The 18,254-nt window shown below is 62.3% G+C and carries 11 protein-coding genes and 1 riboswitch; of the genes, 5 read left to right on the plus strand and 6 right to left on the minus strand.

Features of this window, described 5'->3' with window-relative positions; genetic code table 11:
• Positions 1-58: 58 nt before the first annotated feature.
• The 5 genes from EIY71_RS28515 to EIY71_RS02215 are packed head-to-tail and all read left to right on the plus strand — an operon-like array spanning position 59 to position 7,487.
• Positions 59-223, plus strand: a complete 165-nt coding sequence (locus EIY71_RS28515; RefSeq protein ID WP_158247720.1) for a hypothetical protein — start codon at positions 59-61, stop codon at positions 221-223.
• The gene (nrfB, locus tag EIY71_RS02200; RefSeq protein WP_134020294.1) at positions 220-2,394 is read left to right on the plus strand and encodes a cyclic di-3',5'-guanylate-activated glycosyltransferase NrfB; all 2,175 of its coding nucleotides are present in this window, start codon (positions 220-222) and stop codon (positions 2,392-2,394) included. Before EIY71_RS28515 ends, nrfB begins: the two co-directional genes overlap by 4 nt.
• Complete coding sequence (locus EIY71_RS02205) at positions 2,391-5,549, plus strand: phage receptor (RefSeq protein ID WP_085745502.1); 3,159 nt, start codon at positions 2,391-2,393, stop codon at positions 5,547-5,549. The genes nrfB and EIY71_RS02205 overlap by 4 nt, the downstream gene beginning before the upstream one ends.
• Positions 5,549-6,427: a DUF4434 family protein gene (locus tag EIY71_RS02210; RefSeq protein WP_085745501.1), complete on the plus strand. Its 879-nt coding sequence runs from the start codon at positions 5,549-5,551 to the stop codon at positions 6,425-6,427. The genes EIY71_RS02205 and EIY71_RS02210 overlap by 1 nt, the downstream gene beginning before the upstream one ends.
• Positions 6,411-7,487, plus strand: a complete 1,077-nt coding sequence (locus tag EIY71_RS02215; RefSeq protein ID WP_134020297.1) for a GGDEF domain-containing protein — start codon at positions 6,411-6,413, stop codon at positions 7,485-7,487. The genes EIY71_RS02210 and EIY71_RS02215 overlap by 17 nt, the downstream gene beginning before the upstream one ends.
• A gap of 5 nt (positions 7,488-7,492) precedes the next feature.
• Here EIY71_RS02215 and EIY71_RS02220 read toward each other — a convergent pair whose 3' ends face one another.
• The 6 genes from EIY71_RS02220 to cobW all read right to left on the minus strand — a co-directional run bounded on the left by EIY71_RS02220 (position 7,493) and on the right by cobW (position 17,705).
• The gene (locus tag EIY71_RS02220; protein ID WP_102718119.1) at positions 7,493-9,049 is read right to left on the minus strand and encodes a TerC family protein; all 1,557 of its coding nucleotides are present in this window, start codon (positions 9,047-9,049) and stop codon (positions 7,493-7,495) included.
• Positions 9,050-9,384: 335 nt separating this feature from the next.
• Positions 9,385-11,031, minus strand: coding sequence for a phospholipase D-like domain-containing protein (locus tag EIY71_RS02225; protein ID WP_134020300.1), 1,647 nt, complete (start codon positions 11,029-11,031; stop codon positions 9,385-9,387).
• 40 nt (positions 11,032-11,071) lie between these two features.
• Positions 11,072-11,755 (minus strand): VWA domain-containing protein, encoded by a 684-nt coding sequence (locus EIY71_RS02230; protein WP_102718123.1) that lies wholly within the window; start codon positions 11,753-11,755, stop codon positions 11,072-11,074.
• On the minus strand, positions 11,737-12,738 hold the full coding sequence (locus EIY71_RS02235; protein ID WP_134020303.1) for an ATP-binding protein: 1,002 nt from the start codon (positions 12,736-12,738) through the stop codon (positions 11,737-11,739). The genes EIY71_RS02230 and EIY71_RS02235 overlap by 19 nt, the downstream gene beginning before the upstream one ends.
• Positions 12,739-12,746: 8 nt before the next feature.
• The gene (gene cobN / locus EIY71_RS02240; RefSeq protein ID WP_134020306.1) at positions 12,747-16,628 is read right to left on the minus strand and encodes a cobaltochelatase subunit CobN; all 3,882 of its coding nucleotides are present in this window, start codon (positions 16,626-16,628) and stop codon (positions 12,747-12,749) included.
• A gap of 3 nt (positions 16,629-16,631) precedes the next feature.
• Complete coding sequence (gene cobW / locus EIY71_RS02245) at positions 16,632-17,705, minus strand: cobalamin biosynthesis protein CobW (RefSeq protein WP_134020308.1); 1,074 nt, start codon at positions 17,703-17,705, stop codon at positions 16,632-16,634.
• Between the two features lie 98 nt (positions 17,706-17,803).
• Positions 17,804-18,014: riboswitch (cobalamin riboswitch) on the minus strand.
• Between the last annotated feature and the right edge of the window lie 240 nt (positions 18,015-18,254).

The raw sequence follows: 18,254 nt of genomic DNA on the forward strand, positions 1-18,254 counted from the left end.
AAGAGATAAGTGCTGCCGGCCCTTTGGCCGCGGCCTTGCTTCGTCCCAGGAGGGGTCAATGTCCTTTAATGTCATGATGGTTTTCGGTACTCGCCCGGAGGCCATCAAAATGGCCCCGCTGGCCCGGGTTCTGCGTCAGTGGCCCGACATCACACTCAACATCTGTTCCAACCGCCTCTACGCCTGGCTGAGCGCACGCTCGGCGGCGGGTAAAGGGGTATGAGTCTGGGTTGGGTCGATTTTTTCGCGTATGTGCTGTTCGGTCTCAAATATGTGGCGATTGCCCTCGCCCTGTTGATGTTCATCCTCGGCCTCGATGACCTGTTCATCGACCTCGTTTACTGGAGCCGCAAATTCATCCGGCGCTGGCGGATCTACGAGAAATTCAAGCGTGCCGACGAGGAACGCCTGTATTCGATTCCCGAGAAACCGCTGGCAATCATGGTGCCGGCGTGGAACGAAGTCGGCGTGGTCGGTGAAATGGCGCGTCTGGCCGCCTCGACCATCGACTACGAGAACTATCAGATTTTCGTCGGCACCTACCCCAACGATGCCGAAACCCAGGCCGATGTCGACGCGGTGTGCCAGCACTACCCCAACGTGCACAAAGTGGTGTGCGCCCGCCCCGGCCCGACCAGCAAGGCCGACTGCCTGAACAACATCATCGACGCGATCCTGCGCTTCGAGAGCGAGGCGAAAATCCAGTTCGCCGGGTTCATCCTGCACGACGCCGAAGACGTGATTTCGCCGATGGAATTGCGCCTCTACAACTACCTGCTGCCGAACAAAGACCTGATCCAGATACCGGTCTATCCCTACGCGCCGGAGTGGAAAGGCTTCACCGCCGGGCACTACGTCGATGAGTTCGCCGAGAACCACGGCAAGGACGTGATCGTCCGCGAAGCCCTCACCGGCCAGGTGCCCAGCGCCGGCGTCGGCACCTGCTTCAGCCGTAAGGCCATCAGTGCCCTGCTGGAAGACGGCGATGGCATTGCCTTCGATGTGCAGAGTCTCACCGAGGACTACGACATCGGTTTCCGCCTCAAGCAGAAAGGCATGAAATGCATCTTCGCCCGCTATTCGGTCAGCGATCCGAAACTGGCATTGGAGCAACCCTGGGTATTCGGGATGAACCGCGAGTTCTCCCAGGTGATCTGCGTCCGCGAACACTTTCCCCGCGACCTGCAACATGCAATCCGGCAGAAATCGCGGTGGATTGTCGGCATCGTGTTCCAGGGCACCAAGAACCTCGGCTGGAGCCGCAAGGGTCTTCTCAACTACTTCCTGTGGCGCGACCGTCGCGGGCTGATCGCCTACCTGCTGAGTTTTTTGGTGAACCTGCTGTTCCTGGTACTGCTGGCGATGTGGGCGGTGACGATCATTTCCCCGGACTCGTGGCGCTATCCCTCGATTCTCGCCGACAGCTCGCTGCTCTCAGTGCTGCTGTGGCTCAACGGCCTGATGCTGCTCAACCGCCTGTTCCAGCGCGGCTGGTTCGTCACTCGTTACTACGGATTGGTTGAAGGTCTGCTGTCAGCGCCGCGCATGATGTGGAGCAACTTCGTCAATTTCTTCGCCAACCTGCGCGCCTTGCGTCAGGTCATGGAAATGGGCGATTCGCGGCGTGTGGCCTGGGACAAGACCACCCATGAATTCCCGGCGCTGACCAAGGCACAGCGCACGCCGCTCGGCCATCGACTGGTGGAAAAGGGTCTGCTTACCGAAGAGCAACTGGAAGCGGCAATCACCAGCCCCGTACGCCGTCGACTCGGCCGCGAACTGTTGCTGCGTGAGTACATCGACAGCACTCAGCTGGTTCAAACCCTCGCCGAGCAGCTTGATCTGGAATGGGCGCCGCTCAATCCGTTCAAGCTCGACAAAGGCCTGATCGATGCCGTACCGCGCCGGGTCGCCTCCCATTACGGCATTTTGCCGGTGGCCGAAGAAGGCGACACCCTGATTCTGGCCTCCGAAGGCCCGGTCAGTCAGGTCTCGCTCGGCGCCATCAGCCGTCAATTGAAACGCCCGGTGCGCAGCCGTCTCGCACCTCAGGGCCGAGTCACATTGGGGATTCGTTACTGGTACGCCAGCCCCCGCCAGAATGAGGAAGTGCGTCATATGCTCGAAGTGCTTGAGCGCCATCAGGACGATGAAGCCCTGCTGGAACGGGTCAGCCGCCATCAAGTGCTGCTGGGCAATCTGTTGCAGGTGCGCGGCATGGTTCCGCCGACCCTGTTCAATCAGGCGCTGATCGACTTCGATGCCGAGAAGATGTCACTCGGTGAACACCTGATTTCCCGGGGCATGATTACCCAGGAAGTACTGGAACAGGCCCTGGCCGATCAGGCCAGCGAACAGCAAGCCGCCTACCGCATTGTCCGGGAGGTCGCATGAAGCCTGTGCATCGTCAAACCTTGCTGATGGGCAGCCTGCTGCTGGGCCTGAGCACCGCGTATCCGCTGCAGGCTGCACCGCTGAGCGACTTTGAACAGTTCCGCAGCTACCCCTACATGGACCGCAGCTATCGCGAGGCGAAAAAGGGCAACTGGAAAGAAGTCGAACGACTGATGCGCCACTTGCTGGAAAAGGTCCCGAAAAACGATGAGGCGCGGGCACTGCTGGTGGAGTCACTGGCCAATCAACGCCGTTACAAGGAAGCGCTGCAAGCATTGCCGGACAACAGCGATGCCCTGCTCGACCTGCGCCTGACCTGGATCGAACAGGATCCGCCGACCAGCACGCAAGTTGAAAGCTGGATGGCCACCAGCAGCCTGAATGACCGTGTGCGTCTGTGGCAGGCCTACAGCCTGAGCCTGGCCAAGTTCGGCGGCGCGGCCAAGGCCCATGACTGGTTGGCACAACTGGCGCCCAAGGGTGACGACAACATCTTGCGCCTGGCCCGCGCCAACTGGTCGGAGCAACTGCGCGACTGGAGCGGCACCATCGACCAACTGGCGCCGCTGGCCGCACGCAAACAACTGGACGCCGAAGGCTGGCAACGGCTGGCCAACGCTTACGTGCAGCGTCTCGATGAAAAGCCGCTGCAGCAACTGCTGCAACAGGCGCCGAGTCCCGAGGCCGCACGCAACATTCGCCTGGCGATGGTCGACCGCGCCATCGCCATGGGCCACGAGCAACAGGCCCAACGCTGGATGCAGTCGTTGCCGGCCAGCGATCTCGCCGATCCGGCGCAACGTCAGCGTCTGTGGGAACTGGCACGCAAGACCGAAGACGTGCCCACCGTGCAGCGTCTGAGCAACGATCTGCAACGGCCTTGCCTGGAAACCGCGGAATGGCTGTCGCGCCAGGATCCGGAAGCCGCGCTCAAGCAACTGCGCAGCTGCCCGCCGACCGACGACCCACAGACCTGGCTGGTACTCGCCCAGCGCCTGCAAGCCACGGATCTATTGCAAAGCACCCGTCTGCCGGCACCCTGGGACAGTCGACGACAAACACAGGTGCTCGACATCTGGCAGGAGCAAGGTCGCAGTGCCGAAGTCAACGCCTGGCTGGCCGGTCAGAAACAGACGCCCGATATCGTCAAGCGCCGTGCGGAACTGACGCAGCGCATGGGACGGATGATCGAAGCGGAGACCCTGTGGGAACTGCATTACCGACAGACCGACAATCTTTCCTCGCTCAATCAGGCCACCTATCTTGCGGTGAATGCCGGCGACCGCGCGCACGCTCAACAGTTGCTGGAATCCGCGTTCGATCGTCATGGCGGGCGTTTGCCAGCGACGGCGTTGCAGCGTCTGGCCGGCTTGTATGCAGCAGCGCCCTCCACGACGCCGGAGCAACAGCGACGCATGGCGCTCCTGCTCAACCGGGTGGACGGTGCCACGCGCGGCCAACTGCTCGCGCAACTTGCGGAGACCGGCCAGTGCGACGCCGTGCAGCAAGCCATCGGCAGCCACCCGCAAGCGGCTGGCGATTACCGCGCGCTCGGTCGCTGCGCCATGCCTGATCGCCCGGGTGAAGCCGTCGTCTATTACCAGCAGGCTGAAAAGCTCGGCGATCGCGGCAGTCGTCTGCCGCTGGCCTATGCCCTGGAAGCGGCCGGTGATTCTGCCGGTGCACTGACGATCTGGCGCAGCATCCCGACCGCCGAACTCAGCGACAACGCGCGTCTGACAGCCAGTCGCAGCGCCCTGAATGTTGGTGACAGCCAGACCGCCGAAACCTACTGGCAACAGAGCACCACTCGCGGTGCCAATGAATGGGCCCTCGGCGCAGCCATCGCCGACGCACGGGGTGATCACGCCCAGGCACTGCAACGTCAGCGCCAGGCCCTGCAGCAGGCACCGGATGCCGGGCACTTCTACGCCGCGTCGGTCACCGCGCAAAAGGCCGGTGACCTGCCGCAAAGCACTGCATGGCTGGCCGAAGCGGTACGCCGCGAGCCGAACAATCCGCGTTATCGCGCCGACTACGGTATGCGTCTGGCCGGCGCCGAAACCCGCGAAGAACGCGCCACGGCGATTCCGTATCTGCAACAGGCCACCCGCGATTTCCCCGAGGATTACCGCCTCGGCGAAACCCTGGCCTGGCGCTACGACGAAGTCGAAGACAGCGCCTCCGCGCGCAAGGAACTGCGCCGGGTGATCGATCTGGAGCAGAACCCGGTGGCGGCCGATGGCGAAGACGGCAGCATGGAGGCCCGCCGTTATCGCCAGCGCCGTGCCCATGAAACCTTGTCACGGCGTGACAGCCGGACGATTGCCAGCACCTGGTCGCCGGCCGGGATCTCGACCAACGACTTCGTGCGCCCGGACGACAGCAAAGGTTCACGCCGTCGCTCGGATTCGCAGAATGTGCAATTGGCAATGTGGGACCACGCCTTGGGCGAAGAACCAAGCCGCGCCGGCAGCACGCTGTCGGTGTACGGTCGCGTCCTGCTGGGCGGACAAGGTCGCTCAAGTTACGCCGAGTCCCTCGCCGCCGGTGTCGGCCTGCGCTACAAACCGTGGGGCACACAGAACATCAACTTCTACGGCGAGATCTACAAGCAGAGCCAGCTCGACGATGACGACAGTCACAGCCTGAGCCTCGGCCAGATGCTGGTGCCGGAAAAGCTGTTCGATCAGGTCAACGATCACCGCAAGGACGGTCACACCACCACTGATTACCTGCTGCGCGCCACCGCCTCATTCCTCGATCAGGGCAAGTACCGCAACGACTGGCGGGTCGATGAAAACGATTGGGACGAGCGTTTTCTCTACCTCGACGCCGCGTGGTGGACCAAGGCCGGCGATCACCAGTGGCTGTCGCGCTTCCAGCAAGGTCACGCCTGGAAACTTCTCGACAGTGGCGCCCAGACGATCATGCCTTACGGCTTCCTCGAGTTTGCCAGCCAGGACCCGAGCAACGACTGGCGCCAGGACCTGCGCACCGGTGTCGGTCTGCGCTGGCAATGGTGGTACGACGAGGATCGTTACAACGCCTACCGGTCGAAACTGACGGTTCGCACCGAATATCAACAGTCGCTGGGCGGCAATCTGTATGAAGGCGGCAACGGTGTGCTGCTGGGCGTGGAGTGGAATTTCTGATGGCTCGATGGATGTTGTGTTTGTGTCTGCTGATGAGTGCCACTGTCGCCAAGGCCGATGAGCGTGTCTTCTATCAGCCGCTGAATGTCGATGCCGGCCTGACCCAGGCGCAGTGGCAGAAGGTCTGGCAAGACACCGCGAAACAAGGCACGCGAACCGTGATCGTCCAGTGGACGGCCTATGGCGACTCGGACTTCGGCGGCGCCAATGGCTGGCTCGCCAACAGCCTGAAACTCGCTCAGCGGGAAGGTCTGCAACTGGTGCTCGGCCTGGCGATGGACCCGGCCTACTACAAACGCATCGATGAACTGGACAGCGCCGGTCTCGGCGCCTACTGGCAGGCACAACTGGGCCAGTCACTGGCCCAGCAGCAGAAGCTCCGCCAGGACTGGAAGCTGCAGGTCAGCGGGTGGTATCTGCCGCTGGAACTGGACGACCTGCACTTTCTGGCGGCAGATCGACGGGCCACACTTCAGCGCCAATTGAAGGACTTTGCCGCGAAGCTGGATGCGCCGCTGCATGTCAGCGCCTTCAGTGCCGGCAAGCTGGCCCCGGCGGTCAACGGTCAATGGCTGGGCGAATTGACGGCGGCGGGTGCGCAGATCTGGTGGCAGGACGGCGCGGGCACCGGTCGTTTGTCACCGCTGGTGCGCAACGGTTACGCCAGTGCACTGCCCTGCTCCGTGGGTATCGTGCGCGAAGCCTTCCGGCAGGTCAGCCGCGAGGGCGAACCCTTCCGTGCCGAGCCGGCCAGCCCGGATGCGACCTCGACCGGCTGCCATCAGAACGCGGTGTTTTCCCTGCGCTACCGACCGTGGGGTTCGGTCATCCTCGATAATCAACGCAAGCATCCGGGCAGCAATGTACAAAACCATTGAAGACGAAGTCCTGAAGAAGACCGCGCCCGCCGAACTGTGGAGCGAGTTCATTCAGCATGAATTCGAGCGGCTGCACACATTCTGCCTGCTGATTTATCTGGCAAGCATCAGTGTCTGGATTGTCTTCGATCTGATCGTCAGTTTCCTTGGAGGCCAGGGTTTTACCTGGCGATCGATGGTGTTTCTGACGGTGTTTTCGATTCAGGCGGTCATTCTGCTGTTCACGCGAAAGGCCGCCCATTTCGACATCCTGAACATCCTGTTCGTCGTTGCCATGACCGTTGGTGTGCGACTGCTGATCGACGGCCTGCCCGCCAGTTTTCAACCTGCGTGGCTGGTGCTGGGCGCCTCGAGCATGCTTTACAGCATTTCGGTTCTGCCCATCAGTCGCTGGTCGTTCTACACCTCGCAAGGGGTGATATGGCTGGTGCTCAATCCGTTTTTTGGTACCGAAGTCGGGCTGTTCGAACTCAAAGGCGTGATGACCATCGCTTACGCCGTCTTTCTCTGCGGGTTGACGATCTATACGTTTTTGAAGCTGCGCGAGGCCAAGCTCTACAACTACATCATGTCCAAGCTGTTGCTGGATCAGGCCTATAACGACACCCTCACCGAAATTCCCAACCGTCGTTCATTCATGACCCGCGCCGGAAAAACCCTGCAAGCCGTACCGCGCGAGCATGACCATTACCTGGCGATGATCGACATCGACAACTTCAAGAAAGTGAATGATGTGTACGGCCACGACATCGGCGATGAGGTGCTCAAGCGCATCGCGGCGGACATCAAAGCGGTGATGGCACCGTTTGAGTACGCGCGACTGGGTGGCGAGGAGTTTGCGATCTATCTGGCCGGTGTGCGCCGCGAGGATGTCGAGGCGCTGGCCGGGAAATTGTGCCGGGTGGTGCGCGAGCAACCGACCCGGCACCCGGTGACCATCAGCATCGGTCTGGCCCGGGTCGAAGATGGCGACACCCTCAACCAGGCGCTGATCAAGGCCGATGAAGCACTGTACGAGTCAAAGCATTCCGGCAAGGACCGGTACACCTTTCATCAGTGAGGCCGTCAGGCCTCACGCACCAGCAACACCCGCGTCACGCGACGCTCTTCGACCGCCATTACGGTCATGCCCCAACCGTCATGTTCCAGTCGATCGCCCTTCATCGGCAGGCGATCCAGCAGGCTCATCACCAGCCCGGCGAGGGTCTGGTAATCCTCGGTCGGCTCGGCGCGAAAACCGGTGTGCTCGCGGATACGGGTCAGGTTCAGCGCACCGTTGACGATGTACCCGCCCTGCTCCTCGACCACGTCCGGGCCGGCGATTTCGCTGGCATCCGGCAGTTCACCGGCAATCGATTCGAGAATGTCGGTCATGGTCAACACGCCGACAAAGTCACCGAACTCATTCACCACAAAGGCAATGTGGGTCGAAGCCGCACGCATTTGTTCCAGTGCGTTGAGGATCGAATAACTGTCCAGCAGATTGACGGTCTTGCGCGCCAGGTGTTCAAGGTTCGGCTCGTTGCCGGCCAGATACTCCTTGAGCAATTCCTTCTTGTGCACGAAGCCCAACGGCTCATCCACTGCGCCGTTACGAATCAACGGCAAGCGCGAGTAGGACGAATGCATCAACCGTGTACGAATAGCCTCGGCATCGTCGGCCAGATCAATGTGATCGACATCGGCGCGCACCGTCATCAAGGCACGAATCGGGCGTTCAGCCAGTTGCAGCACGCCGCTGATCATCACCCGCTCGCGACGGTCGAACAGCTCCGCGCTCGGCGCTTCACCGTTATCCAGCAGGTCGGAAATCTCCTCGCCGACCTCTTCCACCGCCAGTTTACGACCACCCAAAAGACGCATCACCGCATGGGCCGTGCGCTCGCGCATCGGGCGCAAGCCCTGCATCGAGCGCTTGCGACGAGCGCGGGCGATCTGGTTGAAGATCTCGATCAGGATCGAGAAACCAATGGCCGCGTACAGATAACCTTTCGGGATGTGGAAGCCCAGGCCTTCGGCCGTCAGGGCAAAACCGATCATCATCAGGAAGCCCAGACACAGCATGATCACCGTCGGATGGGCGTTGACGAAGCGGGTCAGCGGCTTGCTGGCAACGATCATCACACCAATGGACACGACCACCGCGATCATCATCACCGCCAGTTCATCGACCATGCCCACAGCGGTAATCACCGCGTCCAGGGAGAACACCGCGTCGAGCACAACGATCTGCGCCACGATCGGCCAGAACAGCGCATAAGCGGTGTTGGTCGAGCGCTCGCCGATATGGCCTTCCAGCCGTTCGTGCAACTCCATGGTCGCCTTGAACAACAGGAACACGCCACCGAACAGCATGATCAGGTCACGGCCGGAGAAGCTCTTGCCGAACACCTCGAACAACGGCTGCGTGAGGGTGACCAGCCAGGAAATACTCGCCAACAGGCCCAGACGCATGATCAGCGCCAGGCTCAAGCCGATGATCCGCGCGCGGTCGCGCTGATGCGGCGGCAGTTTGTCCGCCAGGATCGCGATGAACACCAGGTTGTCGATACCCAGTACCAGTTCCAGCACGATCAGTGTCAACAAGCCCAACCATGCCGTGGGATCCGCTAACCATTCCATAATCTTTCTCTATCTCTCGTCAGTGAATTCAGGCTGCCGGACACGGCAAAGTGCGGCGCGCAAGCTCGAAGGCTGCGCCAACAACGATAGTCGGTAGTCGGAAGACTGGATGCTGGAAGTGCGTCAAGAGCGCGCCGTGGCGCGAGGGGAACGTGGTTCCTGGAATAGAACTGGGAGGCTCCGAGAGGGTGTTCATGCAAATCCTGAATGAAAAAAGGCCTTGAAGCGTACAGGCTCTGATGACTTTTCCTACAGCTGGAAATCATTTCAAAATCTGTACGCCGCCAGCTTATCGCCGTCCCCGTCAGCATCGGCAACCAACGGATGTGTAAGGGCTAACGCCCGGCAAACCTGAGGCGAGACAACTGGCGCAGATCGCCCTCGACGTAGTAGTCATTGGTCCAGCTGTCATCCGCCGCCAGCGGCTGCACCTGCTTCAACGCCAGTTTTTTCGCGAAGTAGCGAAAACGGTAATGCTCGTAGAACCGCAGCAGCTCCAGGCCATAGCGGTCCGCCAGATCGGTGTCGCCGCGAATGATCAGATAGTTCTCGTCATTGCCGTTGCTGGCGGAAGTGCTGAGGTTATGGCTGCCGCTGATGAGGGTCGGGCTGTCGCTGGTGAAGTCGGTGACCACGGCTTTGGTGTGCACCAGCAGGTTGCCTTTCTGCCCTTTCATGTTTTCCCGCAGCCAGCCTTCCAGCCCGGTGTTGAGCAACGCGGTGGCGGCAAACTCGGCGGTTCGGTCGGCGTGAAACCCGGTGATGCGGCTGACGGTGTTTTGCAGGCCGTAACGCAGGATGTCGTCGTGGGGCTGGCCGAGCAACGCGTTGAGAATCGCGTCGGGCAAGGCGAATGCGGTGACGAACAGCAGGTCTTTTTTCGCTCCTTCGATGATATCGACGAACTCCCGCAGATCGGCGCCGCCGGTACGCGGTGAAAACCCGGCGAACAAGGGCTGCGCCGGGTTCATCGGGTTGTGTTGGGTGATCCAGTCGCGGGTGGCGCCGACGTCCGCCGGCTCGGCCCAGATCTGCTCGAAGGTTTTCAGGTAACTCGCACTGATCGCCGAATCGTCCAGTACATGCACCACGTTGGCCTGGCGGTACACGCCGTTGGCGGTGAAGTTGGTGCTGCCGCACAGCACCGCTTGCGGCTGGCGCTCACCGCCTCCGTCCAGGCGGCTGAGGACGATGAACTTGTTATGGAAAATGTTATGGGTGACCCGCCCGCGCTTGCTGCTCGCCGGCAGTTTCACAAGGCTCGCTTCGTTGATCGTTGTGTCTTCGTCGTCGGGCCGGGCGTGATACAGCACGCGCACCTGAACACCTCGTTCGAACGCCGCGTTCACCGTGTCGATGATGGCTTGTAACTGATATTCGTAGATCGCGATGTCCAGCGCCCACTGCCCGTCCACCGCACGCTCGATAAACCCCTGCAGACGCCCGAGCAGGCCGTTCTCCAGCCACTGACGCGCCGCATCGGGCCATGCTTCGATGGGCATGTTTTTGTTGGCGCTGATCTGTGCGTCGAGATCGGGAAATTTGCGCTGAAACGCCTGACTGGCAGCCACGGCGCGGTTGAAAATCACGCACTGATTAGCGGGATGACCGTCGTCGGAACAAATCGTCAGCTCCAGCGCTTCACCCAGTTGCGGCGCATCCGGCGAGCCATACGCCAGGTGCACGCGATAGTTAATCGTCATGCCTGGATTGACCGCGTAATCGGCCCAGCGAAATTTCTGCAACGGTGCCTTGTCGCTCGGCGTGGCGTGAAACTGCGGGAAGGTGTGAATCTTGTCGGGAAAGGTCAGGCTGTTGAACAGGAACAGCCATGGTTTGTCGCCCTGCTGCTTTTCGATGGCAAACCCCAGCAGGCCTTTGCGCCGGGGCTCGGCAAGGTCCATGGCAAGCAGCACGCCATTGGTGCCGGCATAGGCCTTGACGCGAAAATCGTCCTGCGGATTGGCGACCAGTACGCGCATGATTCACTCCCTGTGATTTGGCCTTACTGCAGCATAGCTCTCAGACCGACAACAACTCATCGATATGCCGGTAATCGGCGTCCAGTGCTGTCGCCAATCGTTTCGCGCGGCCCAGGCGAATCGGTCCGCGCTCGATATCGATCAACAGGCCCGGGCACGCGAGCCCGGGCAGTTCCGGACAGTCTTTCAATCGGCCATCGGTGATCACCAGCAACCGTTGCTGTTCGGCGGGGAAACGCTTGCGCCGCACCGCCAGCCAATGCCCGGCCTCCGTCAGCGCTGCCAACAGAGGCGTGCCGCCTCCCGCGCCCAAGCCATCGAGCCACGCGCGCAACCCGCTGGAGGCCTTCAGCCCTTGCACCTGCCATTTCGGCGCCGCGCCGCTCGCGGTCAACAACGCAAGGCGCGCGCGCTGGCGGTAAGCGTCGTCGAACAGTTGCGCGAGCACGCCCTTGGCATCGCTCAAGGCTTGATGGCGACGGGTCGAGGCCGAGGCGTCGACGATCACCAGCCACAGTTCATGGGGCGTGCGGGTGCGCAGTTGAAACAGCAGATCCGCCCGGGTTTTCGGACGGCCATTGAGCAAGGTTCCGGGCCAGTTCACCGAGCCACTGCGAGCCGCGTGACGCTTGCCCTGGCGACCGTTATCGAGGCGTCCGGCGCGGGGTCTGGCATTCGCCCCCGCGTCGGATCGGGGGCGAATGCCTAGGGCTTTTTTGGCCAGACAGGCACTTCGCGGCGGGCGCCGGTAGCGAGTGCTGGCGCCGGCATTTCGCCCCACTGGCCCTGCCCTTCACTCGCCTCGGCGTTAGTGCCGGACGGCGATTGCGCCGGTGGCTGTGCAGAGGGTGAAGACTGCTCGCGACGACGATGACGCAAGGCAAACTCAGCCACGGCATCAATGTCTTGCTCGGCGATGGCTTCAGCCCCGCGCCACGCCGCATGAGCACGCGCCGCACGCAGCCAGACCAGATCGGCGCGCAAACCATCGACGCCCGCCGCGAAGCAGCGCTCGGTGATCTGCGCCAACGCCGCATCATCCAGCGGAATACCCGGTAAAACCTTGCGGGCGTTCTCGCAGCGCTGACGCAGAGCTTGCTGCTCAGCCTCCCACTGCGCACAGAACGCCTGCGGATCACTGTCGAAATCCAGTCGACGACGAATGATCTGACCACGCTCGACCGGCGCTGTGTGACCGCTCAGTGCGACGTTCAAACCAAAGCGATCCAGCAATTGCGGACGCAATTCACCCTCTTCCGGGTTCATCGTGCCGATCAATACGAACTTCGCCGAATGCCGATGGGAAATCCCGTCACGCTCGATCAGGTTGGTGCCGCTGGCAGCGACATCGAGCAGCAAATCCACCAGATGATCCGGCAGCAAATTCACTTCATCGACATACAACACGCCGCCATTAGCCTTGGCCAGCACGCCCGGAGAAAACTGCGCACGACCGTCGCTCAATGCCGCGTCCAGATCCAACGTGCCGACCAGTCGCTCTTCCGTCGCCCCCAGCGGCAAGGTGACGAACTGACCGCTGGCCAACAGATCCGCCAGACCCCGGGCCAGCGTGGACTTGGCCATGCCACGCGGGCCTTCGATCAGCACGCCGCCGATCTTCGGATCGATGGCCGTCAGGTACAGCGCCAGTTTCAGGTCATCGGCGCCGACCACGGCGGAGAGCGGGAAATGCGGGGTGTCGGTCATGTTCAGTCTCAGCTCTCTTCTTCTATGTCCAGCAGCAGGTTTTCCAGCGCCTCTTTGTAGGCGCCCGGTTCCTGCCACATCCCGCGTTGCTGCGCTTCGAGCATGCGTTCGGTCATGTCGCGCAAGGCGTGGGGATTATGCTCGCGCACGAAGTCGCGGGTCGCCGGGTCCAGCAGATAGGCATCGGCCAGCAACGCGTACTGGTGATCGTCGATCAATTGCGTGGTGGCGTCGAAGGCAAACAGGTTGTCGACCGTCGCCGCCAATTCGAACGCGCCTTTATAGCCGTGACGCTTGACCCCGTCGATCCATTTCGGATTCGCCGCTCGGGAGCGAATCACACGGTTCAGTTCTTCTTTCAGCGTACGGATCTTCGGCAGATCCGGCTGACTGTGGTCGCCGTGATAACTGGCCGCCGCCTCGCCGCGCAAACTTTCCACGGCGGCGAGCATGCCGCCCTGGAACTGGTAATAATCATTGGAATCGAGCAGGTCATGCTCGCGGTTGTCCTGGTTTTGCAGCACCGCCTGCACCTGGCTCAGGCGCTGGACGAATTGTTCGCGGGCGGCAGTGCCTTCGTCGGAACCGCCGTAAGCGTAGGCGCCCCAGTTCAGGTAGACCTCGGCCAGATCCTCGCGAGTTTGCCAGAGGCGACCATCGATAGCGCCCTGCACACCTGCGCCATAAGCGCCGGGTTTGGCACCGAAGATCCGCCAGCCTGCCTGACGCCGGGCAGCCTCCTCATCCAGCCCCGACTGGCGCAACGCCTCGCGTTCGGCGCGGACTTTGGCGGCCAGCGGATTAAGGTCGTCCGGCTCGTCCAGTTCCGCCACGGCTTGTACGGCAGCGTCGAACAAACGAATCAGATTGGCGAACGCATCGCGGAAAAATCCGGAGACCCGTAACGTGACATCAACCCGAGGCCGGTCGAGCAGGCTCAGCGGCAGAATCTCGAAGTCATCGACCCGCTGACTGCCCGTGGCCCACACCGGGCGCACGCCCATCAGCGCCATGGCCTGTGCGATGTCGTCACCGCCGGTGCGCATGGTCGCGGTGCCCCAGACCGAAAGGCCGAGCTGGCGCAGGTGGTCGCCGTGATCCTGCAGGTGTCGCTCCAGAATCAGCGTGGCCGACTGGAAACCGATTCGCCACGCCGTGGTGGTCGGCAGATTGCGCACGTCCACCGAGTAGAAATTGCGCCCGGTGGGCAGTACGTCGAGACGACCGCGACTTGGAGCCCCGCTCGGGCCGGCGGGGACGAAACGGCCGCTCAGCGCGTCGAGCAAGCCGTGCATTTCTGCCGGGCCGCAGGCGTCGAGGCGTGGGGCGATCACTTCGCGCAGGTTGTCGAGGATTGCACCGACTTCAACCCAGCGCGGATCCTGTAGGAGCGGGCTTGCCCCCGGGCGGCGATCCGACGAAAGCGATATGTCAGTGAAAGAGATATTGACTGACACGACGCCTTCGCGGGCAAGCCCGCTCCCACAGGGATTGTGCAAGGCTTGATTTTGGTTGAGTGTCTGCTCAATCAATTGCGCCGCGAACAGCTCCAGACGCTCGCGGGTATCCCCCGCCGTGCGCCAGACCTCGTCGCTGACCGACAGCAACTCCATTGGACGCGGGCCGGCCCAGGGATCAGCCAGTGCGCAATCCAGCGGATCGAACCCCAACTGAAACGCTTTGGCCAACGCCCGCAACAGACTCGACTGCGCCCCTTTGCCATCGCCACGCGGGATGCGCAGCAACGCGAGCAAGGTATCAATACGCAAACGCCCGGTCGGCGACTCACCAAAGATGTGCAGACCATCGCGGATCTGCGACTCCTTCAAGTCACACAGATAGGTGTCCAGGCGCGGCAGCCAGATCGCCGCGTCGGCATCGCTGTCGAGGGCGGCATCCAGTTGCAGTTCGCGATCGATCTGCGTGTCACGCACCAGTTGCAGAATGTCGCGCTGCAATTCCCGGGCGCGGCGCGGATCGAGCAATTGTGCTTCGTAATACTCGTCCGCCAACAGCTCCAGATTGCGCAACGGGCCGTAGGTTTCTGCGCGGGTCAGCGGCGGCATCAGGTGATCGATGATCACCGCCTGAGTGCGACGCTTGGCCTGGGCGCCCTCGCCCGGGTCGTTGACGATGAACGGATAGATATTCGGCAGCGGCCCGAGCAGCGCGTCCGGCCAGCAATTCTCCGACAGACCCACGCCCTTGCCCGGCAGCCATTCGAGGTTGCCGTGCTTGCCGACGTGAATCACGCCGTGGGCGCCGTAGGTCTGGCGCAGCCAGAAATAGAACGCGAGGTACGCGTGCGGCGGCACCAGATCAGGGTCGTGATACACCGCGCTCGGATCGACCTGATAACCCCGCGCCGGTTGAATGCCGACGAAGGTCAGACCAAAACGCAGACCAGCGATCATCATCCGCCCGTCACGGCACATCGGATCGTTCTGCGGCGAACCCCAGCGCTCCAGCACCGCCGCGCGATTGGCTTCCGGGAGTGCGTTGAACATCGTCAGGTAATCGTCCATCGCCAGGCTTTGCTGGCACGGGCGCTGATCGAGCGTATCGAGATCGTTGCTGACACCGCCGAGCAATTGTCGGATCAGTTCGGTGCCGCTGTCCGGCAGTTCGGCCGGCAACGGATAACCTTCAGCCTGCAACGCTCGCAGGATATTCAGCGCGGCGGCCGGCGTGTCGAGGCCGACGCCATTGCCGATGCGTCCGTCCCGGGTCGGGTAGTTGGCGAGGATCAGCGCGATACGTTTTTCAGCGTTCGGCACCCGCGCCAGATCGACCCAGCGGCGCGCCAGTTCGGCGACGAAATCCATGCGCTCGGGTTGAGCCCGATAACACACCACATCGGACTGACTGCGCTCGCTGCGCCAGGCCAGATCCTTGAAGCTGATCGGTCGGCTGATGAGCCGGCCGTCCAGCTCCGGCAATGCGATGTGCATCGCCAGATCCCGCGGACCGAGGCCCTGTTCGCTCTCGCGCCAACCGGGCTCGTTGTCTTGGGCACAGATCGCCTGGATCACCGGAATGTTGCGACGGAACGGCCGCAGATGCGGCGCCTCCGGGCTGGACTGGGCGAAACCGGTGGTGTTCAGAATCACCGAGGCCTCGACCTCATCCAGCCAGTCCTCGACCACCGACAGGCAGCCGGGCTCTTTCAAACTGGCCACGGCGATCGGCAGCGGATTGAGTCCGGCCGCCTGAAGCCGTTGGCAGAACACGTCGATAAACGCCGTGTTCGCCGCTTGCAAATGCGAGCGATAAAACAACACCGCCGCGACCGGTTGACCGGGCCGCCAATCGGCTTGCCAGTCACTCAGTGCGGCGGTGTTTTTATTCGGGTGATAAATCGCCGTGCGCGGCAGCGCTTGCGGCTCGCCCCACACGTAATCCCGCGCCAGCCAGCGATTGGCCAGGCAACGGAAAAAGTCCAGCGCATTGCCCATGCCGCCCTGACGCAAAAACTGCCAGAGCCGGTCGCGGTCCTCCGCGCCGACGGTGCTCAGGTCGCTGAGCTCCGGGTCGGGTCGGTCATCGCCCGGCACCAGAATCACCTGCACGCCACGCTCGGACAACTCGACCAGCCGCTCGACGCCATAACGCCAATAGGCGATGCCGCCGTGCAGCGAAATCAGAATGACCTTGGCGTGGCGCAGCACTTCATCGACGTACAGGTCGACCGACGCATGGTTCTGCACCTGCATCGGGTTGGCCAGCCGCACGCTCGGGTAATCCTCGGGCAGTTGCTGCGCCGCTTCGGCGAGCAGCGCCAGGCTGGAATCGCCGCTGCACAGGATCACCAGCTCGGCGGGGGTTTGTCCAAGGTCGGCAATGTTGTCATCCGACACGAAACCGCCGGGCTGGGTCCTGAGCAGGTGCATGGCTTAAACGCTGAGCGCGGCGCGCAGTTGCGCTTCGAGCTGGGCTGCGTCCAGCTCCTGACCGATCAACACCAGACGCGTCACGCGCACCTCATCGGCGCCCCACTGACGGTCGAAGTGCTTGTCGAAACGTGTACCCACGCCCTGGATCAGCAGACGCATCGGCTTGTTCGGAATCGCCGCGAAGCCTTTGACCCGCAGAATGCCGTGCTGGATCACCAGTTGCGTCAGCGCGTCGAGCAGCAGGCTTTCGTCGGCTTGCGGCAGCTCGATGGAGATCGAATCGAAGGCGTCGTGATCGTGGTCATCGTGATCGTCATCGCCTTCACCGTGGTGGTGATCGTGATGGCTGTGGCGGCTGTCGATGTGTTCTTCGGAGCCGGCACCGAGGCCGATCAGCACGTCCAGCGGCAGACGACCGTTGCTGGCTTCGATGATTTTCACTGCGGGCGGCAGCTCTTCGGCGACTTCCAGACGGACGCGCGCGAGGTCTTCGGGGCTGGTCTGGTCGGCCTTGTTGAGGATGACGAGGTCGGCGCTGGCCAGTTGGTCGGCGAACAGTTCGTGCAGCGGCGATTCGTGGTCCAGGTTCGGATCGAGTTTGCGCTGGGCATCGACCTGATCCGGGAACGCGGCGAAAGTGCCGGCGGCCACGGCCGGGCTGTCGACCACGGTGATCACCGCGTCAACGGTGCAGGCGCTGCGGATTTCCGGCCATTGGAAGGCTTGCACCAGCGGTTTTGGCAGGGCCAGGCCCGAGGTTTCGATGAGGATGTGGTCGAGGTCGCCGCGACGGGCCACCAGTTCGCGCATCACCGGGAAGAACTCTTCCTGCACCGTGCAGCACAGGCAGCCGTTGGCCAGTTCGTAGACGCGGCCGGTGGCTTCTTCTTCGGTGCAGCCGATGGTGCATTGCTTGAGGATTTCACCGTCGATGCCCAGCTCGCCAAACTCGTTGACGATCACCGCGATGCGGCGGCCCTGAGCGTTATCGAGCATGTGCCGCAGCAAGGTGGTTTTGCCCGAGCCGAGGAAGCCGGTGACGATGGTGACGGGGAGTTTGGCCAGTGTTTTCATCGGATGCCCTTTGGCAAGGTGGCGGGCATACGGGACGAGACCGGCAACGCGGGTGCGTGCCTGGAGAGTTCGCCACCGGATCACCCCGCCCGGTTGAAAGTGAGAATCTGTGACGAGGCAGGTCTCCTGGCTGACGGTGTTCGGGCCTTGGCCCGGTATTCGCTGCGCCTTCCCGCTGGCTCTGGATTGAGTTGGCAGTGGCGTGGCAGCGAACAGCACCGTTCACAGTTGCGGGGGCAGCCGCGGCTTGGACCGCGTTCCCTTCTTAGCTTCGGCGTGGGCCGAAGAACCTCGAAAGCGCAAGGCTACGCAGGGTGTGGGGATGGGTCAATGGTTGGTGGATTTTGGGATTGGGGGCATATCCGTTGCTTCGGGTGCTGCCGCTGGCGGTTTCGCTCTTACAGCGAGTCCCTTTTTCAAACGCCAAAAAGGAACCAAAAGGCTTTTGCCCCGGCGTACGGCACTTCGCTTAGGCTCAGTGTTCCCTCGCTACGGTGTCCATCAGGGGGCATCGCCTACGGTTTGCTTCGCTGCACCTCCTCTCGATGT

This window comes from Pseudomonas sp. CH235 (genome assembly GCF_004368175.1).
Classification (GTDB): Bacteria; Pseudomonadota; Gammaproteobacteria; order Pseudomonadales; family Pseudomonadaceae; genus Aquipseudomonas; species Aquipseudomonas paraglycinae.

Coding starts and splice junctions, on each gene's coding strand:
- EIY71_RS28515 (WP_158247720.1), top strand. CDS start 59: ATGTCCTTTAATGTCATGATGGTTTTCGGTACTCGCCCGGAGGCCATC.
- nrfB (WP_134020294.1), top strand. CDS start 220: ATGAGTCTGGGTTGGGTCGATTTTTTCGCGTATGTGCTGTTCGGTCTC.
- EIY71_RS02205 (WP_085745502.1), top strand. CDS start 2,391: ATGAAGCCTGTGCATCGTCAAACCTTGCTGATGGGCAGCCTGCTGCTG.
- EIY71_RS02210 (WP_085745501.1), top strand. CDS start 5,549: ATGGCTCGATGGATGTTGTGTTTGTGTCTGCTGATGAGTGCCACTGTC.
- EIY71_RS02215 (WP_134020297.1), top strand. CDS start 6,411: ATGTACAAAACCATTGAAGACGAAGTCCTGAAGAAGACCGCGCCCGCC.
- EIY71_RS02220 (WP_102718119.1), bottom strand. CDS start 9,049: ATGGAATGGTTAGCGGATCCCACGGCATGGTTGGGCTTGTTGACACTG.
- EIY71_RS02225 (WP_134020300.1), bottom strand. CDS start 11,031: ATGCGCGTACTGGTCGCCAATCCGCAGGACGATTTTCGCGTCAAGGCC.
- EIY71_RS02235 (WP_134020303.1), bottom strand. CDS start 12,738: ATGACCGACACCCCGCATTTCCCGCTCTCCGCCGTGGTCGGCGCCGAT.
- cobN (WP_134020306.1), bottom strand. CDS start 16,628: ATGCACCTGCTCAGGACCCAGCCCGGCGGTTTCGTGTCGGATGACAAC.
- cobW (WP_134020308.1), bottom strand. CDS start 17,705: ATGAAAACACTGGCCAAACTCCCCGTCACCATCGTCACCGGCTTCCTC.